The sequence below is a fragment of the Streptomyces sp. NBC_00414 genome (assembly GCF_036038375.1).
In the GTDB taxonomy this organism is placed as follows: domain Bacteria; phylum Actinomycetota; class Actinomycetes; order Streptomycetales; family Streptomycetaceae; genus Streptomyces.
On the sequence record NZ_CP107935.1, the window covers coordinates 3,085,796 to 3,105,322 of the forward strand.

At 69.3% G+C, this 19,527-nt stretch carries 12 protein-coding genes and 1 tRNA gene; 1 reads left to right on the top strand and 12 read right to left on the bottom strand.

Translation table 11 applies throughout. The features are described 5' to 3' along the window. Positions 1 to 160: 160 nt before the first annotated feature. From OHS59_RS13175 to OHS59_RS13220, 10 genes are all read right to left on the bottom strand, one after another. Positions 161 to 436, bottom strand: a complete 276-nt coding sequence (locus OHS59_RS13175; RefSeq protein ID WP_328499184.1) for a hypothetical protein — start codon at positions 434 to 436, stop codon at positions 161 to 163. Between the two features lie 164 nt (positions 437 to 600). Further along, a complete protein-coding gene (locus OHS59_RS13180; protein ID WP_328493605.1) occupies positions 601 to 1,071 on the bottom strand; it encodes a Dps family protein in 471 nt (156 codons plus the stop codon). Between the two features lie 284 nt (positions 1,072 to 1,355). Then, a complete protein-coding gene (locus tag OHS59_RS13185) occupies positions 1,356 to 1,730 on the bottom strand; it encodes a helix-turn-helix domain-containing protein (RefSeq protein ID WP_248777125.1) in 375 nt (124 codons plus the stop codon). A 109-nt stretch (positions 1,731 to 1,839) separates the two neighbouring features. Further along, positions 1,840 to 2,385 carry a CinA family protein gene (locus OHS59_RS13190; protein WP_328493606.1) on the bottom strand — a complete coding sequence of 182 codons (546 nt, stop codon included), beginning with the start codon at positions 2,383 to 2,385 and terminating at the stop codon, positions 1,840 to 1,842. Continuing rightward, positions 2,382 to 3,191 carry a CDP-diacylglycerol--glycerol-3-phosphate 3-phosphatidyltransferase gene (gene pgsA, locus OHS59_RS13195; protein ID WP_328493607.1) on the bottom strand — a complete coding sequence of 270 codons (810 nt, stop codon included), beginning with the start codon at positions 3,189 to 3,191 and terminating at the stop codon, positions 2,382 to 2,384. Before pgsA ends, OHS59_RS13190 begins: the two co-directional genes overlap by 4 nt. Continuing rightward, positions 3,188 to 4,669, bottom strand: coding sequence for a 30S ribosomal protein S12 methylthiotransferase RimO (rimO, locus tag OHS59_RS13200; protein ID WP_328493608.1), 1,482 nt, complete (start codon positions 4,667 to 4,669; stop codon positions 3,188 to 3,190). Before rimO ends, pgsA begins: the two co-directional genes overlap by 4 nt. 207 nt (positions 4,670 to 4,876) lie before the next feature. Continuing rightward, positions 4,877 to 5,734 (bottom strand): helix-turn-helix domain-containing protein, encoded by an 858-nt coding sequence (locus tag OHS59_RS13205; protein WP_328493609.1) that lies wholly within the window; start codon positions 5,732 to 5,734, stop codon positions 4,877 to 4,879. 356 nt (positions 5,735 to 6,090) lie between these two features. Further along, positions 6,091 to 8,853: a DNA translocase FtsK gene (locus OHS59_RS13210; RefSeq protein WP_328493610.1), complete on the bottom strand. Its 2,763-nt coding sequence runs from the start codon at positions 8,851 to 8,853 to the stop codon at positions 6,091 to 6,093. A 209-nt stretch (positions 8,854 to 9,062) separates the two neighbouring features. Then, a complete protein-coding gene (locus tag OHS59_RS13215; protein WP_107022506.1) occupies positions 9,063 to 9,749 on the bottom strand; it encodes a response regulator in 687 nt (228 codons plus the stop codon). A gap of 315 nt (positions 9,750 to 10,064) precedes the next feature. Beyond that, positions 10,065 to 15,551, bottom strand: coding sequence for a HAMP domain-containing protein (locus OHS59_RS13220; protein WP_328493611.1), 5,487 nt, complete (start codon positions 15,549 to 15,551; stop codon positions 10,065 to 10,067). A 316-nt stretch (positions 15,552 to 15,867) separates the two neighbouring features. Here OHS59_RS13220 and OHS59_RS13225 point away from each other — a divergent pair, with 316 nt between their 5' ends. Further along, entirely contained in the window at positions 15,868 to 18,615 is a 2,748-nt protein-coding gene (locus OHS59_RS13225) for a SpoIIE family protein phosphatase (protein WP_328493612.1), read from the top strand. A 79-nt stretch (positions 18,616 to 18,694) separates the two neighbouring features. Here the strand turns inward: OHS59_RS13225 and OHS59_RS13230 are convergent. After that, positions 18,695 to 18,767, bottom strand: a tRNA-Thr gene (locus tag OHS59_RS13230). A gap of 95 nt (positions 18,768 to 18,862) precedes the next feature. Continuing rightward, a complete protein-coding gene (locus OHS59_RS13235; protein WP_328499185.1) occupies positions 18,863 to 19,525 on the bottom strand; it encodes a DegT/DnrJ/EryC1/StrS family aminotransferase in 663 nt (220 codons plus the stop codon). Between the last annotated feature and the right edge of the window lie 2 nt (positions 19,526 to 19,527).

The window sequence follows — 19,527 nt, forward strand, 5'->3', positions numbered from 1 at the left end:
ACCACCTCAGTCCCCGCCACCTCAGCCCCCGCCACTCAACATCGCAGACACCCCAGCCACCCCAGAAACCTCAACCAACCAAGACGCCCCAAGCACCTCAGGCACCCCAATCACTCCGGGAGCCCCAAATACCTCAGGCACCCCGGTCACCCCAGACACCTCAAAAGGGCTCACCCCGCCCCACCAGCGGCCCGCGCCGCCTCCGCCAAGCATCCGAAGCCCGCCGCATCCACCGGTCCGACCCGACCGCCCCAACGGCCCGCGCTTTGGGCACGCAGTGCACAGGAAGCAGGCTCAGCCCCCACCCGCCCGCCGCGACCGCCCCTTCCAGGACACCGGCGTCAGCGGCGAAGGCCAGCCGTATCACCGCCCACCACCACAGCCCTCCGGCGCCCAGAGCAAGCCCCCACCTGCCTATTCGCCCTGTCCGGCCCATCCGCCCAGTCATGGCACCGCCTCCAGCCCGACGCTAGACCGCCGCGTTCCCCCGTCGACAGGGCGCACCGGCACAACAGGAGCGCACCGGGCGCACCAACGGCTCCCACCCCACCGCGACGCGCCCGCCGCCACCCGCTGACCGTTCTCCGCCGGCCGTTCTCGCTACCCGTTCTCCGCCTGGAACATCCAGTGGTGCTTCTCAAGGTCGGCGGTGATCCCGATGAAGATGTCCTGGCTGACCGGATCAGCGTCCCCCGTAGCCCCCACCCGCTGCCGCATCCGCGTGATCACAGCTCCGAGGGCGCCCACCAGGGCCCCCACCGCGTCGGTGTCCTTCACCCATCCGTCCTTGACGGGGCCGATACCACTGCTGTTCGCGACGGTCACGGCACGCCCGTCCGGCGAGACACCCAGCGTGGAGGCACGTTCCGCCACGGTGTCGGAGTGCAGCCGGGCGGTGTCGACGACCTCGTCGAGCTGAAGGTGGACGGACCGGAAACGCGGCCCCACCACGTTCCAGTGGATCTGCTTCGCCACGAGCGACAGATCCACGAGATCGACCAGAGCGCCCTGCAGCGCCTCGGACACGGTCTTCAGATCGGCATCGGACAGCGGGCTCTTCACGACGTACATCGACATCCTCCGGTCAGCAGCGACCCCCGGCCTTGCCCTCCACCATCGCCGCCCCAGCCGATACCGGCAAACGCGATAAACCCCCCAGAACCGCCGGGCGATGCCTCGGCGCGACGCGAAAACCCCGACCGCACTCCTCCAGGTCTCCCCGGAGAAGCCCCGGCCGGGGCTCTCACACAGTTCTTCTCGAAGCTTCTTCGTTCCTCGCGGAGCTTCTTCGCAGGGCTTCTTCTCAGCGCCGCGAACAGCGCTTTTCCCAGCTCACAGCTGCGAGCCGATGAGCGTCACGCGGCGACGACGTCGACCGCCTCCGCAGGCGCCTTGATGGTCACCCGTTCCGGCGGCACACCGCTCACCGAGACGGAGTTGAGCCTCGGGCGTACCGGTGTGGGTACAGGCTCGGTGGCCGCTGCCGACTGGGCCAGTTCGGCCAGTGCGAGTTCGTCGCTCACTTCCCGCATGAGCTCGGACATCCGTACGTCCAGCGCGTCGCAGATCGCGGAGAGCAGTTCAGAGGAAGCCTCCTTCTGCCCCCGCTCCACCTCGGACAGATAACCAAGTGAGACTCGGGCGGACGAGGAGACTTCGCGCAGAGTACGGCCCTGGCGCTGGCGCTGCCGACGCAGCACGTCACCAAGCAGGCGACGGAGCAGAATCATCGGTGGCTCCCTCCTCGGACCGCGTAGCCGCATCCTTCACGCCCCACCGTACCGCCTCGCGCCGCGGTCGTGCGGGGAGCGATGTCGTGTTCACTCAGGGCTGCAAACATCAAAACCCCCCGTTCTGTTCCGTATCCTGTGCCCGATCATTCCCAGGGTGTTCGCCCACAAGCCGCTCCAGAAGCAGTGCGAGCACGCTCCGTACACTCTCCATACGGATTTCCGTCCGGGAGCCGTTCAACCGCAACGCGCACACTTTCCCGCCAAGAGCGCTTTCATGCATCGCCTCGGAGGGACCGTCCACGGCGACGAAAACCGTGCCGACCGGCTGCCCGTCCTGGGGCTCGGGGCCGGCGACTCCGGTGGTCGATATTCCCCAGTCCGCACCGAGGACTGTGCGTGCGCCGGCCGCCATCTGGGCCGCGACCTGCGGATCCACCGCTCCCCGCTGATCCAGCAGAGTGGCGTCGACCCCCAGGACGTCACGCTTGAGGTCGGTGGCGTACGCGGTCACCGAGCCGCGGAAGGCCTTCGAGGCCCCGGGCACCGCCGCGAGCTCCGCGGCCACCAGACCGCCGGTGAGCGACTCGGCGACAGCGAGGGTTTCACCCCTCACTGTGAGTAGTCGCAGCACTTCGGCGGCCGTGGACGTCACGCTTCCGCCTCCTCGGCGGCGGCCTTCCGCTCGGCCAGTCCCTCGCGCCGCAGCACAATGGCCTGTCTCACATAGTCGGCTCCGGTGACGACGGTGAGGGCGACCGCCACAGCCATCACCCAGAACCTCAGGGTCGCCAGCGGCCCCGTCAGCGCCAGGACGTACATGCCGACGGCCACGCCCTGGGTCAGCGTCTTCAGCTTGCCGCCGCGGCTGGCCGGGATCACGCCGTACCGGATCACCAGGAACCGCAGCAGGGTGATCCCGAGCTCACGCCCGAGGATCACCCCCGTCACCCACCACGGCAGATCGCCGAGGTAGGAGAGACAGATGAGCGCCGCTCCCATGATGGCCTTGTCGGCGATCGGGTCGGCGATCTTCCCGAAGTCGGTGACGAGGTTGTACGTGCGGGCCAGATGGCCGTCGAAGATGTCCGTGATCATGGCGACGGCGAAGGCCGCCCAGGCCCAGGCCCGCCAGACGGGGTCGTAGCCGCCGTCGGCCAGCATCAGTGCCACGAATCCCGGCACGAGCACGAGGCGGAGCATGGTGAGCAGATTGGCGACGTTCCACAGGCTGGCCTGGTTGACGGCCGCGGCGCCCAACTTGCTGCCGCCGAGCGGCGTCTTGGGGGCCTGCGCGCCGGCGGTTCCCGTACCGGAGGGTCCCGGCGCGGAGGCCCTCGTACCTGCGGGTGCCGGATGAGTGGGTCCCGTGGCGGCAGGGGCCGTACCGGCGGTTCCGGCAGCACCGCGGGTGCCGGGCGCACCGGGGCCGCCCGCCGCGGATGCCGGGACTCCGGTCATCTGGCTGCCTCCTCAGTACACACGAGCGAGCCCGGGAGCGGCTCGGCCACCAGGTCGACACCTTCGGTACCGACCACCTTCGCCTCGACCATACGGCCGACGGTCAGTCCTTCGCCGCTCGTGAACAGCACCTGGCCGTCGGTCTCGGGCGCCTGGTGCGCGGCGCGGCCGTACGCGGCCTCGTCCTCGGCGGCCGAGCCGGTGGACTCGACCAGCACCGTCAGGGTCTCGCCGATGCGCTCCTCCGCCCGCTGCGAGACCAGTTCCTCGGCGAGCCGGGACACGCGTGCGAGCCGCTCGGCGACGACGTCCTCGTCCAGCTTGTTCTCGTACGTGGCCGCTTCGGTGCCGTCCTCGTCCGAATACCCGAAGACGCCGATGGCGTCCAGGCGCGCGGCGGTCAGGAAGCGCTCCAGCTCCGCCAGGTCGTCCGCGGTCTCGCCGGGGAAGCCCACGATGAAGTTGGACCGGACACCGGCCTGCGGGGCCTTGGAGCGGATCGTGTCGAGGAGCCCCAGGAACTGCTCGGTGTTCCCGAACCGGCGCATCGCGCGCAGCACACCGGGAGCGGAGTGCTGGAAGGACAGGTCGAAGTAGGGGGCGATGTTCGGCGTGGAGGTCAGCACGTCGATGAGTCCGGGCCGCATCTCGGCGGGCTGCAGGTAGCTGACCCGCACCCGCTCGATGCCCTCGACCTCGGCGAGCTCGGGCAGCAGCGTCTCCAGGAGGCGGATGTCGCCGAGGTCCTTGCCGTACGACGTGTTGTTCTCGGAGACCAGCATGACCTCCTTCACGCCCTGCTCGGCGAGCCAGCGCGTCTCGCCCAGTACGTCACTGGGGCGGCGCGAGATGAAGGAGCCGCGGAAGGACGGGATGGCGCAGAAGGAGCAGCGCCGGTCGCAGCCGGAGGCCAGCTTCACGGAGGCCACCGGGGAGCCGTCCAGCCGCCGGCGCAGGGGCGCACGGGGGCCCGAGTCGGGGGCGAGTCCTTCGGGAAGGTCGACAGGGCCGTGGCCCGGAAGGGCGACCGCCGCTCCGGCGTCCTGCCGCTCGGCGGGGCTGATCGGCAGCAGCTTGCGCCGGTCGCGCGGGGTGTGGGCGGCGTGGATCCCGCCGTTCAGGATGGTCTGGAGCCGGTCGGAGATGTCGGCGTAGTCGTCGAAGCCGAGCACGCCGTCGGCCTCGGGCAGGGCTTCGGCCAGTTCCTTGCCGTACCTCTCGGCCATGCAGCCGACGGCGACGACCGCCTGGGTTCTGCCATGACCCTTGAGGTCATTGGCTTCCAGGAGGGCGTCGACGGAGTCCTTCTTGGCGGCCTCGACGAAGCCACAGGTGTTGACGACGGCGACGTCCGCGTTCTCGGCGTCCTCCACGAGGTGCCAGCCGTCCGCCTCCAAGCGGCCTGCGAGCTCCTCCGAGTCCACCTCGTTACGGGCGCAGCCAAGAGTGACGAGTGCGACGGTACGGCGTTCAGGCATGGGCTCAAGACTACTTCGTCCCACCGACAGCCCATGTCGACGGGGTTGGCCGATCCTGGCCAACCCCGTTCCCGCCTGCCCGGGAGGCCGGGCGGATCATGAACTCGCGTCCGCCGGCACGTACCGGCGGAGCCGCTCGGGCGAGCCGATCCCGGTGCCGCTCGGCCCCGCCGGGGCCAGGTGGCGCCCGGCCGAGCCCGGCGTCGCTCAGCCGACCTCGGGGTCGCCCTTCGTGTACGTCAGGCGCTCCACCTGGCCGGGCTGGAACTCGTCGTCGATCTTCTTGCCGTTCACGTACAGCTGGATGGCGCCCGCGTCACCGAGGACGAGGTCGACCTTCTCCTTGTCCTGGAAGGTCTTGGAGTCGCCCTGTTCCAGCAGGCCGTCGAAGAGCAGCCGGCCGTTGTGGTCCTTGGCCGAGATCCAGCTGCGGCCGTCGGGGGCGCTGACCTGGACGGTGACCTTGTCCTGAGGCGCGGCCGCGATGGCGTCGGACGGGTCCGACTTCGGGGTGTCCGGCTTGGTCGGCGTCGGCTTGGTCTTGACGGGCTTGCTGGCGGTGGGCGTGGATCCTTCGGCGACCTGCGTCTTCTTGCCGTCCCCGTCATCGCCGCTGAACATCGTGAAGCCGACGAAGCCGATCACGGCGACGATCGCCGCGACCATGGCCGCGGTCCAGTTGGGGCCGCGGCGTTCGGGACGGATCCGCTCCGCCTCGAACATGGGTGCGGCCGGCGTCGGCGCCGGCCGTCCGCCGTGGGCCGCGTCGTAGCGATCGAGGAGCGGGACCGGGTCGAGGTCGACGGCGCGGGCGAGCGTCTTGATGTGCCCGCGTGCGTAGACGTCGCCGCCACAGGGGCCGAAGTCGTCCTGCTCGATCGCGTGCACGATGGCGATACGGACCCGGGTGGCGTTACTGACGTCGTCGACGGTCAGCCCCGCCGCGATGCGCGCCTGCCGCAGGGCGTCGCCGACCGAAGGCTGATCGTCCGCCACGGAGGGACGCTCGTCCTGAGGGGAGTTGTCGTCGGAGGAGTTGTCGTCAGAGGAGTTGCCGATGGACACGGGGGCGCCTTTCGAGCGTAAAGCCACCTGTGCTGAGGGTTCAGTCTAGGGGGGGTGCGAAAGGGTGGGGCAACCGGGCGGTAGGACTTTGTACGCCATCAGAATGGCCGGTCATCCTGATGCCGGGACATGACTCTGTCCCTTCCCTCAACTTGACGTGCGACGAAGGGAAACGGTTGCTCACCGTTTCCTTACGGGTGAGTCACGTTCCGATCACCCCGGCAACCCGACCGGGTCACCCGGGTGGCCCGACCCACCGCACAGAGGGACGCGGTCCACTCTCGTGGAAGGGAAACGGCCCGCTCTCCCGGAAGGCCGGTCCGCTCCCGTCCGGGAAAGCGGCCCGTCCTGTCTCCCTAGCCTTCCGCCTGCCCCCGGATGACCGCGAGCACTCCGTCCAGCTCGTCAGCCTTCACAAGAACGTCACGAGCCTTGGATCCCTCGCTGGGTCCGACGATGTTGCGGGACTCCATGAGGTCCATCAGCCGACCGGCCTTGGCGAAGCCGACGCGCAGCTTGCGCTGGAGCATCGAGGTGGACCCGAACTGCGTGGAGACGACCAGCTCGGCGGCCTGGCACAGCAGGTCGAGGTCGTCGCCGATGTCCTCGTCGATCTCCTTCTTCTGCTTGGTCCCCACGGTGACGTCGTCCCGGAAGACCGGCGCCATCTGGTCCTTGCAGTGCTGCACGACGGCGGCGACCTCGTCCTCGGTGACGAAGGCGCCCTGCATACGGGTGGGCTTGTTCGCCCCCATCGGCAGGAAGAGCCCGTCGCCCTTGCCGATCAGCTTCTCGGCGCCGGGCTGGTCGAGGATGACGCGGCTGTCGGCGAGCGAGGAGGTGGCGAAGGCGAGCCGGGAGGGCACGTTCGCCTTGATCAGACCGGTGACGACGTCGACGGAAGGCCGCTGGGTGGCGAGCACCAGGTGAATACCGGCCGCACGCGCGAGCTGCGTGATGCGCACGATGGAGTCCTCGACATCGCGCGGCGCGACCATCATCAGGTCCGCGAGCTCGTCGACGATCACCAGCAGGTACGGGTACGGGGACAGCTCCCGCTCGCTGCCCTCGGGCAGCTTGACCTTGCCCTTCCTTATGGCGGCGTTGAAGTCGTCGATGTGCCGGTATCCGAAGGCCGCCAGGTCGTCGTACCGCAGGTCCATCTCGCGTACGACCCACTGCAGGGCCTCGGCGGCCCGCTTCGGGTTGGTGATGATGGGCGTGATCAGGTGCGGGATGCCCTCGTACGCGGTCAGCTCGACGCGCTTGGGGTCGACGAGGACCATGCGAACGTCCTCGGGGGTGGCCCGCACCATGACCGAGGTGATCAGGCAGTTGATGCACGAGGACTTTCCGGAACCGGTCGCTCCGGCCACCAGGACGTGCGGCATCTTCGCGAGGTTGGCCATCTCGTAGCCGCCCTCGACGTTCTTGCCGAGCGCGACGAGCATCGGATGGTCGTCCTCGGCGGCGTCCGCGAGCCGCAGCACGTCGCCCAGATTGACCATCTCGCGGTCGGAGTTCGGGATCTCGATGCCGACCGCCGACTTGCCGGGGATCGGGCTGATGATCCGCACATCGGGGCTGGCGACGGCGTACGCGATGTTCTTCGCGAGCGCCGTGATCCGCTCGACCTTCACGGCGGGGCCGAGCTCGACCTCGTACCGGGTGACCGTCGGACCCCGTGTGAAGCCGGTGACGGACGCGTCGACCTTGAACTCCTTGAAGACGTTCTGGAGCGAGGCGACCACCGCGTCGTTGGCGGCGCTGCGGGTCTTGCCGGGGCCTCCGCGCTCCAGGAGGTCGAGCGACGGCAGGGAGTAGGTGATGTCGCCGCGGAGCTGGAGCTGTTCGGCCCGCGCCGGCAGATCCCGGGACGTGTCGGGAGCGGGTTTGGTGAGATCGGCGACCTCGGGCTTCAGCATCTCCTGCTTGGGCCTGGCGTTCTTGGCCCGCGCGGCGGGCACCGGAGTCGTCTCTTCCCTCCGGCCGGCGTCCTCGCCGACGCCCGAGTCCTCACGCTCGCCCCGGTCGGTGCCGACGCCCTGCGTGAGGTCGGCCACCAGGGGCGAGGGCGGCATCCCGTGCATCACCGCACCGTCGAGCGCCGCGGCGGCGGCAGCGGCCACGTCCACGGCGTCCATGGGCCGGTCCAGCGAGGGCTGCTGCACGGCGGGCCGCCTGCGGCGGCTCCGGCGCTCGGAGAGGGCCTCCTGCTCGGCGTCGTCCGGGTCGTACGCCTCGGGCGCCGCCCGGCGCCTCCGGGGGCTCTCGGGCAGCGCCTCGCGCCACTGCTCGTCGTAGCGCTCGTCGTCGTCCTCGGCGAACACGTCGTCGCTCGCCCGCGGCTGCAGGACGCCCAGCCGGACGCCCAGCATCCGCAGCCGGTGCGGAATCGCGTTGACCGGCGTCGCGGTGACCACCAGCAGCCCGAAGACCGTGAGCAGCACGAGGAGCGGCACAGCGAGGACATCACCCATCGTGTACGTCAGCGGAGTCGCCGCACCCCAGCCGATGAGTCCGCCCGCGTCCCTTATCGCCTGCATGCCGTCGCTGCGGGCGGGCGCCCCACAGGCGATGTGGACCTGGCCCAGCACGCCGACGGCGAGCGCGGACAGCCCGATGACGATGCGTCCGTTGGCATCGGGCTTCTCGGGGTGCCGGATGAGCCGGGCGGCGACGACCGCCAGCAGTATCGGCACGAGCAGGTCGAGGCGGCCGAAGGCGCCGGTCACCAGCATCTCGACGAGATCGCCCACCGGGCCGCGGAGGTTGGACCAGGTTCCCGCGGCGGTGATCAGCGTGAGACCGAGCAGTAGGAGCGCGAGCCCGTCCTTGCGGTGCGCCGGGTCGAGCCCCTTCGCGCCCCTCCCTATGCCGCGGAACACGGCACCGACGGCGTGCGCGACACCGAGCCAGAGGGCGCGTACGAGCCTGTATACGCCCCCTGTCGGGCTGGGCGCCGGCCTCGGGGGCACGGCTTTCCTGACTGCGGCCTTCTTCGCGGGCGCCCTTTTCGCGGGAGCTTTCTTCGCGGGGGCCTTCTTCGCCACAGCCTTCGTCGGAGCGACCGCCTTCTTCGCGGGCGGCTTCTTGGCTGCGGGCTGACGTGAGGCCATGGGTGTGAGGTTACCGGTGGAGACCACTGCGGACACGTGTGCCTACTGCTTCACCCGTTCGTGTCGCCCACCCGTGGCGCCGAACTGACGCCGACTCGACTCCAACCCCGGCCGTCCGGAACGCCGTTCGACCCACCGACAGCCATGGGACACGGGAAGACCGAGAAGCCGACGGCCGCCTCGCGACCGGCGGCCGAGCGCCCCTGGGCTCAGTTCTGGGACGGCAGCGAAGCCGCCCCGCTCCCGGTGCCCGGCTCCAGCGCGTCGAGCGCGCGCCGCAGTCCTGTGAGCTTGCGTTCGAGATGGGCGGCGGTGGCCACCGCCGCCGCGTCCGCCGAATCGTCGTCCAGCTGCTTGGACAGAGCCTCGGCCTGTTCCTCGACGGCCGCCAGACGCGCGGAGAGTTCGGCGAGCAGTCCGGCCGGCTCCTTGGTGTCGCCGAGCACCGACTTGCCGCCGCCGCCCTCCAGCTGCAGGCGCAGCAGTGCCGCCTGTTCCCGGAGCTGGCAGTTCTTCATGTAGAGCTCGACGAAGACCGAGACCTTCGCGCGCAGCACCCACGGATCGAACGGCTTGGAGATGTAGTCCACCGCACCGGCCGCATACCCGCGGAAGGTGTGGTGCGGGCCGTGGTTGATCGCGGTGAGGAAGATGATCGGGATGTCCCGGGTCCGCTCTCGCCTCTTGATGTGCGCGGCGGTCTCGAAACCGTCCATACCCGGCATCTGGACGTCCAGCAGAATGACCGCGAAGTCGTCCGTGAGCAGCGCTTTGAGCGCTTCCTCCCCGGAAGATGCCCGTACCAGTGTCTGATCGAGCGCAGAGAGGATGGCCTCCAGCGCCAGCAGATTCTCCGGCCGGTCATCGACCAGGAGGATCTTGGCCTTCTGCACCATGGCCCGCCCTCCTCGTCCCGGCAGTGCACCGGGCGCCGCCCCAGGGGACGGCTTCTGAGCGCCGCCCGTCCTTGTGCCGGTCATGGTAGCCGCACCCCGCCTGTCGCCACACCCTGTCACCGCGATGTCACTGTGCACGTAGCAGAAACGTAGCGGGAGACCAGAAGGTTCCCCGAATCCCGGGTTTCTACACGGCTCCGGGCACAGTCAGTCAGCAACTCGGCATACCGGACCGCCGGCCGACCGTCCCGTGGACGCGATCATTTCCCTCCCACTCAATCATCCCCGGCCGCCCGATCAAACCCCGCCTTCCGATCACTGCCCCCGCATCCACTGCTGCATGACCGAGAGCAGGTGATCGGGATCGACCGGCTTCGTCACGTAGTCGGAGGCACCCGACTCGATGGCCTTCTCCCGGTCGCCCTTCATCGCCTTCGCGGTGAGCGCGATGATCGGCAGCCCGGCGAACTGGGGCATCCTGCGGATCGCCGTCGTGGTCGCGTATCCGTCCATCTCCGGCATCATGATGTCCATCAGGACGACCGTCACGTCGTCGTGCTGTTCCAGGACCTCGATGCCCTCGCGGCCGTTCTCGGCGTACAGCACCGAAAGACCGTGCTGCTCCAGAACGCTGGTGAGCGCGAAGACGTTGCGGATGTCGTCGTCGACGATCAGCACCTTCTCGCCCTCGAAGCGGAAGACGGCACGCGCCCTCGGGGCGACCTCCTCGTCACCCGGGTCCCAGGCCTCCGGGGCCTGCGTCCGTGACCCCTGCAGCGCGGGCCGGGGCTCGGCCGCGGACACCGCCCTGCGACGCCGCCTGAAGAGCGCGGCGGGCCCGTTCTGGGTCTCCTGGTACGACTTGACCTCCGCCGGTGTCTCCACGCCGCCCTCGGACTCGTGGTCCGAGCCCACCGGCAGCGCCCCGTTCTCCATCGGGGAGGAGAGCTGCGGGTAGCCCTGCGGCGGCAGTTCGCTCGGGTGCAGCGGCAGGTACAGCGTGAACGTCGACCCGCGTCCCGGCTCGCTCTGCGCGTGGATCTCGCCGCCGAGCAGCCGCGCGATCTCCCGCGAGATGGACAGACCCAGTCCCGTACCACCGTACTTACGGCTCGTCGTACCGTCCGCCTGCTTGAACGCCTCGAAGATCACCCGCATCTTGCTGGCCGCGATCCCGATGCCCGTGTCGGTCACGGAGAACGCGATCAGATCGGCGTCCGCGTCCCGCAGCGAGCCCGCCTCCAGCAACTGCTCCCGGATGGCGACCGGCACCTCCGCGCCCGCGGGCCTGATGACCAGCTCGACCGCTCCGGTGTCGGTGAACTTCACCGCGTTCGACAGCAGGTTGCGCAGCACCTGGAGGAGCCGCTGCTCGTCCGTGTGCAGCGTGGCGGGCAGCTCCGGCGACACCCGTACGGAGAAGTCGAGGCCCTTCTCCGCCGTCAGCGGACGGAACGTGGCCTCTACGTAGTCGACGAGTTGGACCAGCGCGATACGCGTCGGCGACACGTCCATCTTGCCCGCCTCGACCTTCGACAGATCGAGGATGTCGTTGATCAGCTGGAGCAGGTCGGAACCCGCCCCGTGGATCGTCTCGGCGAACTCGACCTGCTTGGGGGTGAGATTGGTGTCCGCGTTGTCGGCGAGCAGCTTGGCGAGGATCAGCAGGGAGTTGAGCGGTGTCCGCAGCTCGTGGGACATGTTCGCCAGGAACTCGCTCTTGTAGCGCATGGAGACCGCGAGTTGCTCGGCGCGCTCCTCCAGGACCTGCCGCGCCTCCTCGATCTCGGTGTTCTTGACCTCGATGTCACGGTTCTGCTGGGCCAGCAGCTCGGCCTTCTCCTCCAGCTCGGCGTTGGACGCCTGGAGGGCCTTCTGCCGGTTCTCCAGCTCCGCCGACCGCTCCCGCAGCTGCTCGGTCAGCTCCTGCGACTGCTTGAGCAGCACCTCGGTCTTGGTGTTGACCGCGATCGTGTTGACGCTCGTCGCGATCATCTCGGCGATCTGGCTGAGGAAGTCCTTCTGGATGTGCGTGAACGAGTGGAACGACGCCAGCTCGATCACTCCGAGGACGGTCCCCTCGAAGAGCACCGGCAGCACGATGACATGCGCCGGAGGCGCCTCCCCCAGGCCGGACGCGATCTTCAGATACCCCGGCGGAACGTTCTCCACGAGAATCGTGCGCTTCTCCTTGGCGGCCGTCCCGATCAGCGTCTCACCGGGCCGGAACGACGTCGGCATGGAGCCCATGGAGTAGCCGTACGACCCGAGCATCCGAAGTTCGTACGAATCGTCGTTCGCGGCTCCCACGTGCTTGCCGTCGTCCAGTGGCATCGCCATGAAGAACGCGCCGTGCTGCGCGGAGACCACCGGAGTCAGCTCGCCCATGATGAGCGAGGCCACGTCCGCGAGGTCCCGGCGGCCCTGCATCAGACCGGAGATCCGGGCGAGGTTGCCCTTCAGCCAGTCCTGCTCCTTGTTGGCGATGGTGGTGTCGCGGAGGTTCGCGATCATCTTGTTGATGTAGTCCTGAAGTTCCTGGATCTCGCCCGAGGCGTCCACGTCGATCTTCAGGTTGAGGTCGCCGCGGGTCACGGCGGTCGCCACGCGCGCGATGGCGCGCACCTGCCGGGTCAGGTTCCCGGCCATCTCGTTCACCGACTCGGTGAGGTCGCGCCAGGTGCCGTCGACGTCACGCACGCGGGCCTGGCCGCCCAACTGCCCCTCGGTGCCCACCTCGCGGGCGACCCGGGTGACCTCCTCGGCGAACGACGACAGCTGGTCGACCATCGTGTTGATGGTGGTCTTCAGCTCCAGGATCTCGCCGCGCGCGTCGATGTCGATCTTCTTGGTCAGATCACCCTTGGCGATGGCCGTGGTGACCATCGCGATGTTGCGCACCTGTCCGGTCAGGTTGGACGCCATGCCGTTCACGGACTCGGTGAGGTCCTTCCACGTACCCGACACGCCCGGTACGCGTGCCTGGCCGCCGAGGATGCCGTCCGTACCCACCTCGCGAGCCACCTTCGTGACCTGGTCGGCGAACGAACTCAGCGTCTTCACCATGGTGTTGAAGGTGTCGGCGAGCTGCGCGACCTCGCCGCGCGCCTCGATCGTCACCGTCCGCGTCAGGTCGCCGTTGGCGACGGCCGCCGCGACCTGGGAGATGTTCCGCACCTGCACGGTCAGGTTGTTGGCCATCAGGTTGACGTTGTCGGTCAGGTCCTTCCAGATGCCCGTGACACCCGACGCGTGCGCCTGCCCGCCCAGGATGCCCTCGGTGCCCACCTCACGGGCCACCCGCGTGACCTGCTCGGCGAAGGACGACAGCTGGTCGACCATCGTGTTGACGGTGGTGACGAGTTCGAGGATCTCGCCCTTCGCGTCGACGGTGATCTTCTTCGACAGGTCGCCCTTGGCGACGGCGGTCGTGACCTCGGCGATGTTGCGCACCTGGATCGTCAGGTTGTTCGCCATGAAGTTCACGGACTGCGTGAGGTCCTTCCAGGTGCCGGAGACACCCTGCACCTCGGCCTGTCCGCCGAGGATGCCCTCCGTACCCACCTCACGGGCCACCCGCGTGACCTGCTCGGCGAAGTTCGACAGCTGGTCCACCATCGTGTTGAGGGTGTTCTTCAGCTCCAGGATCTCGCCGCGCGCGTCCACGTCGATCTTCTGCGACAGGTCACCGCGCGCCACCGCCGTCGCGACCTGCGCGATGTTGCGCACCTGCGCGGTGAGGTTGCCCGCCATGCCGTTCACCGAGTCGGTGAGGTCCCGCCACACCCCGGCCACGCCCGGCACCTGCGCCTGACCGCCCAGCCGGCCGTCGGTGCCCACCTCGCGGGCCACCCGGGTCACCTGCTCGGCGAAGGCGCTGAGCTGGTCGACCATGGTGTTGATGGTGTTCTTCAGTTCGAGGATCTCGCCGCGAGCGTCGACCTCGATCTTCTGCGAGAGGTCACCGCGCGCCACCGCCGTCGTCACCTGGGCGATCTGCCGCACCTGGGACGTGAGGTTGCCCGCCATGAAGTTGACGGAGTCGGTGAGGTCCTTCCACGTACCGGACACGCCGTCCACCCGCGCCTGGCCGCCGAGGCGGCCCTCCGTGCCCACGTCACGCGCCATCCGCGTCACCTGGTCGGCGAAGGACGACAGCTGGTCGACCATCGTGTTGACGGTGTTCTTCAGCGCGAGCATCTCGCCGGAGACGTCCACGGTGACCTTCTGCGACAGATCACCGTTGGCCACCGCCGTCGTCACCTGGGCGATGTTCCTCACCTGTCCGGTGAGATTCCGGAACGCCGTGTTGACGGAGTCCGTGAGGTCCTTCCACGTACCGGCCGCGCCGGGCACCTGGGCCTGACCGCCCAGCTCACCCTCGACGCCGACCTCCCGCGCCACGCGGGTGACCTCCGCGCCGAAGCTCGACAGCTGGTCGACCATCGTGTTGACGGTGTTCTTGAGCTCCAGCATCTCGCCGGCGACCTCGACGCTGACCTTCTGCGACAGATCACCGTTGGCCACCGCAGTAGTCACCGCGGCGATGTCCCGCACCTGGGTGGTGAGATTCCGGAAGACCGTGTTCACCGAATCGGTGAGGTCCTTCCACGTCCCCGCCGCGCCCGGCACATTCGCCTGCCCGCCGAGCCGCCCCTCGCCACCGACCTCGTTGGCGACGCGCGTGACCTCGTCCGCGAACGTCCGCAGCGTCTCGGTCATCTGGTTGATCGTCTCGGCGAGCTGCGCGACCTCGCCGCGCGCGGACACGGTCACCTTCTGCGACAGATCACCGTTGGCGACCGCCGTCGTGACCTGGGCGATACCGCGCACCTGCGCGGTCAGGTTGCCGGCCATGAGGTTCACCGAATCGGTGAGGTCCTTCCACACCCCGGCCACACCGGGCACCTGCGCCTGCCCGCCCAGCTCCCCCTCGGTGCCCACCTCACGCGCTACCCGCGTCACCTCGGAGGAGAACGAGGACAGCTGATCCACCATCGTGTTGACGGTGTTCTTCAGTTCGAGCATCTCGCCGGCCACGTGAACCGTGACCTTCCGGGACAGATCACCCTTGGCGACCGCCGTCGTCACCAGCGCGATGTCCCGCACCTGGGCCGTCAGCCGGTACGCCATCGTGTTGACCGAGTCCGTGAGGTCCTTCCACGAACCGGACATACCGCGCACCCGGGCCTGCCCGCCCAACTTGCCCTCGGTACCGACCTCGCTGGCCACCCGCGTCACCTCGTCGGTGAACGTGGACAGCTGATCGACCAGGTTGTTGACCGTGCGCCCGACCTTCAGGAACTCGCCACGCAGCGGATGCCCGTTGCCGTCCGCCGCCTGCGCCCGCAACTCCATACGCGGCGACAGATCGCCCTCCGCCACCGCGGACAGCACCCGGCCGACCTCGGAGACGGGCCGTACGAGATCGTCGACGAGCGCGTTGGACGCGTCGATCGCCGCGGCCCAGGAGCCCTCACAGGCACCCGTCTCCAGCCGTTCCGTGAGTTTTCCCTCACGTCCGACCATCCGCCGCACCCGCGACAATTCACCGGTCAGCTGCAGATTCCGGTCGCCCACCTCATTGAAGACAGCGGCGATCTCGGACATCACGCCATCGCCCGAGACCGTGAGCCTCTTGCGGAAATTGCCGTCCCGCATGGACACCAGAGCCGTCAGCAGCCTGTTCAGGGCCGCCGTGTCCACCTCGGTGGTGCCATTGCGCGGTTTACGCTGATTACTCAGGGACTGTCCGCCTTTCGCGCGCGTTTTTGTGCCCCGCGTCGCTGCGCCAGACTCCACTGTGTCCCTCCCGCAAGGGTCGACCGTTACTGCTCGGCGTACTCGGGTACCACTGCTCCGCGTACCGGAAGGCACTCAGCCTGCCCGGACCATCCCTTGAAGCCTGCCCAGTGTTTCACCATGGCTGAACCAGGCCATAACAGTTCGGCAGCTTCGCACACGGTCCGCACACCCTCTGGACGTAAACACTGACGACCGGCATCCGCATGGACGGCGAAGGTAAGTAACCTTGCATGCGGCTGTCCAGCCGCGCCGGTCCTTCCGGCCTGGGCGGTGGCACGAGCACGAGCGGGCAGGCATCGGAGGGCACCGCACCATGACCACCGGACTGCATCCTGGGGGAGCTCCCCAGGATCCCCGGCCGACCGAGAACCAGCTCCTGCCCCGGCAGGGGCGGGTCGGCCACGGAGCCCTGCCCGCCGACGACCGGACAAGGAGTTACGTGATCACCGCGCGCGCGGCTGCCAGCTTCGACCCTGTCGGGCGGTCCGTCGCGACCGCTCGCTCCTTCGTCCGTGACACCCTCCAGGGCTGGGGCTTCGCCGACATCGTCGACGACGCCGTGGTTCTCACCAGCGAGCTGGTCACCAACGCGGTGGTGCACGCCGGCACGTCCGCGGACGTCCTGTGCCTGCGCAGCGACGACGGCGTACGGATCGAGGTGGCGGACCACTACCCGGAACGCGAGATTCCACTCCAGGGGAACGCCCTGAACATGGGCAACCCCGACCGCGAGGGCGGACGCGGCCTCCAGCTCTGTGCCGCCCTGGCCGGCCGCTGGGGTGTCGAGTACACACCCACCCGCAAGCAGGTCTGGTTCCAGCTGAACCTGCCCGACCGCGCGGTGGGCACCCGCACGGCGGGCCCCGCGCTCCCCTCCCACCTGCTCCCCCTCGCCGACGGCCGCGTCCGCGTGGCGGTCGTCCAGATCGACCGCACCGGCGCGATCAACGCCTGGAACGAGGACGCGGAGGAACTCTTCGGCTACCCGGCGGAGCAGGTCATCGGCAAGCCGCTGACCGATCTCGCGGCCTGGCCGCAGACCCCCGGTACCAGCACCGGCATCGTCGAGGCCCTCAAGCTCTCCCGCTGGGAGGGCAGTTACGGCCTGAGAGGCGCCAACGGCCGCGTCACACCCGTATACGCCTCGCACCTGCGCGTGCGGGACACCGGCGGTGAGCCCTCGACCGTCTGTCTCCTGGTACGCGACCACGAACGAGCGGTCCTGCAGACCCCGTTGCGCGTCTCGGCCACGGACACGACCACCAGCTCCGAGGGCCACGCCTCGGACCCCTTCGAGGTCTTCATCGGCTCACCGGCCCCGGACGACCTGGACGGCCTCCTCCAGCGCACGGTGGAGCGCGCCCGCGACATGCTCGACGGCGACTCCGCCTTCCTGCTCCTGGCGACCGACGACGAGACGGAATTGGAGGTACGCGCCTCCACCGGTCTCCCCTCCGCCCGCCAGCGCTTCGCCCGCGTCCCTGTGGAGGCGGGCACCGGCCGCTACGGCTCGGCCCGCATGCCTGCCGTCCACGAGGACCTCACGGCCGTCCCAGGGGCCGTACCGCTCCTCAGTGGCACCGGCATGCGTTCGGTCGTCACCGTCCCTCTCAAGGTCGAGGGAAGACTCACCGGCTCGCTCGGTGTCGCGGCCGAATCACCTGGCCGCTACTCGAACGAGGAGGCCCTGCGTCTCCAGTTCGCCGCCGACCGCATCGCGCTCGCCGTGGAGTCGGCCCGCCTGGGCGAGCTGGAGCGGCTGCGCCGCGGCTCGCTGTCCTTCCTCGTCGAGGCCTCGGACCTCCTCGCGGGCACCCTGGACCGCGACCAGACGCTGGCCCTGATGGCCCAGATGACGGTCCCGACCCTGGCCACCTGGTGCGCCGTGTACACGATCGCGGACCAGTCCTCGGACCCCTACCTCTCGTACGTCCTGCACGAGGACGAGGAACGCATCGACGGCCTCAAGGCCCTCCTCTCCAAGATCGCCCCTCCGGACCCGGTCCCCACCCCGGGCGCCCGCGTCTGGGCCGCCCCCGCGGAGGCCGCACACCAGGCCGCCCTGCGCACCTCCATGCGCAGCCTCGGCCTCGGCGAACCGGCCACGGTCAGCTCCGGCATCGGTACGACGCTGGCGACGGCCGGAGCGGTCGGCGGCGAGACGGTCGTACTCCCCCTGGTGGCCCGCAACCGCGTCATCGGCATGCTGACGCTCGGCAAGCCGACGGACGAGCACTTCCGCCAGGAAATCCTGGAACTGGCCGAGGACCTGAGCCGCCGGGCCGCCCTGGCCCTGGACAACGCGCGCCTGTACTCGGAGCGCACGGCCATCAGCCAGTCGCTCCAGCGCAGCCTCCTGCCCCCGGAACTCCCCCACATCGAGGGCGTGGAGGTCGAGGTCATCTACCGCGCGGCAGGCGAGGGCAACGAAGTCGGCGGCGACTTCTACGACCTCTTCCCCATCCGCGACGGCGCCTACGGCTTCGCCATCGGAGACGTCTGCGGTACGGGACCGGAGGCGGCCGCGGTCACCGGCCTCGCCCGGCACGCGCTGCGCCTGCTGGCCCGCGAGGGGTACGGCGGCCCGGCGGTCCTGGAGCGCCTGAACTCCGCGATCCTCGACGAGGGCGCCCGCAGCCGCTTCCTGACCCTCCTGTACGGCGAGTTGTGGCCCCAGGAGGACGGCTCGGCGCTCCTGAAGGTGGTCTGCGCCGGCCACCCGCTCCCGCTGCGCCTGCGCCCCGACGGCACGGTGGAACCGGCCGCCGAACCGCAGCCGCTCCTCGGCGTGATGGACGACCTGGAGCTGTACGAGCAGGAGGTGACGCTCGATCCGGGAGACGTCCTGCTGTGCGTGACGGACGGCGTCACCGAGCGCCGCGAGGGCACCCGCATGCTGGGCGACGACGGCCTCGCCGATGTCCTCACCACCTGCACGGGTCTGACGGCCGGTGCGGTGGCCGCCCGCATCATGCGCGCGGTCGAGCGTTTCGCGAGCGACGCCCCGTCCGACGACATGGCCATTCTGGCGATGCGCGTCCCGGGTCTGCAGAAGGACTGACGGACCTGTCCCGGGGCCCGACCGGCCCCGGGATACACGAAAGGCCCCCGCCCACAAGGGCGGAGGCCTTTTCTGCTTGAGCCCCCAAACGGAATCGAACCGTTGACCTTCTCCTTACCATGGAGACGCTCTACCGACTGAGCTATAGGGGCCTGTTGCTTTAGAGGTCTCCCTCCTGGCAACGAAATAAAGCATACCCCGAACGCCGGTGTGCTCCCAACTGCGTTCGATACCGCCTCCGATAACCCTAGAAGGCAGGCTGGAGCAGTCCGCCGAGGGCATTGCACGCGGACACGATCCGCTGCATCTCCCGCTTCGTCAGCTTCGCGTCGACCGGCAGCGCCAGCGTCTCGTCGGCGGCCCGTTCGGTCTCCGGCAGACACACGTCCCGCCTGAACGCGGGCATCCGGTGCACCGGCGTCTTCACCGGCACCCTGCACTCGACGCCCTTGGCCCGCACGGCCCGCGCGAAGGCGTCCCGGTCCGGCCGCCCGTTCCCCAACACCCGCACGACGTACTGCTGGTAGGTGTGCCCGGTGCCGCGCTCCGGAGTCCGTACACCCCTCAACCGCCCGTCGAGGTAGGTCGCGTGCGCCCTGCGCTCCTCGATCTCGGCGTACGGCGCCTCGGACTCGCCTTGTTCGAGCACCAGCAGCCCGTGCCGCTGGCCGAGGTCCCACAGGCGCGGCATGTCTGCGAGCCGCCCGAAGCGGTGAACGGCGACCATGGCGGCCGTCCGCGGCCCGACAGCCGCCTCCACTTCGGCGGCGTCGAGGCAGTACGTACTCGGATCGATGTCCACGAAGACCGGCAGTGCGCCGGCCAGGATCACGGCCTCGGCGACCTCGACGTTTCCGAACGCCGGCACGATGACCTCGTCACCGGCTCCGACACCCGCGGCCCTGAGCATTG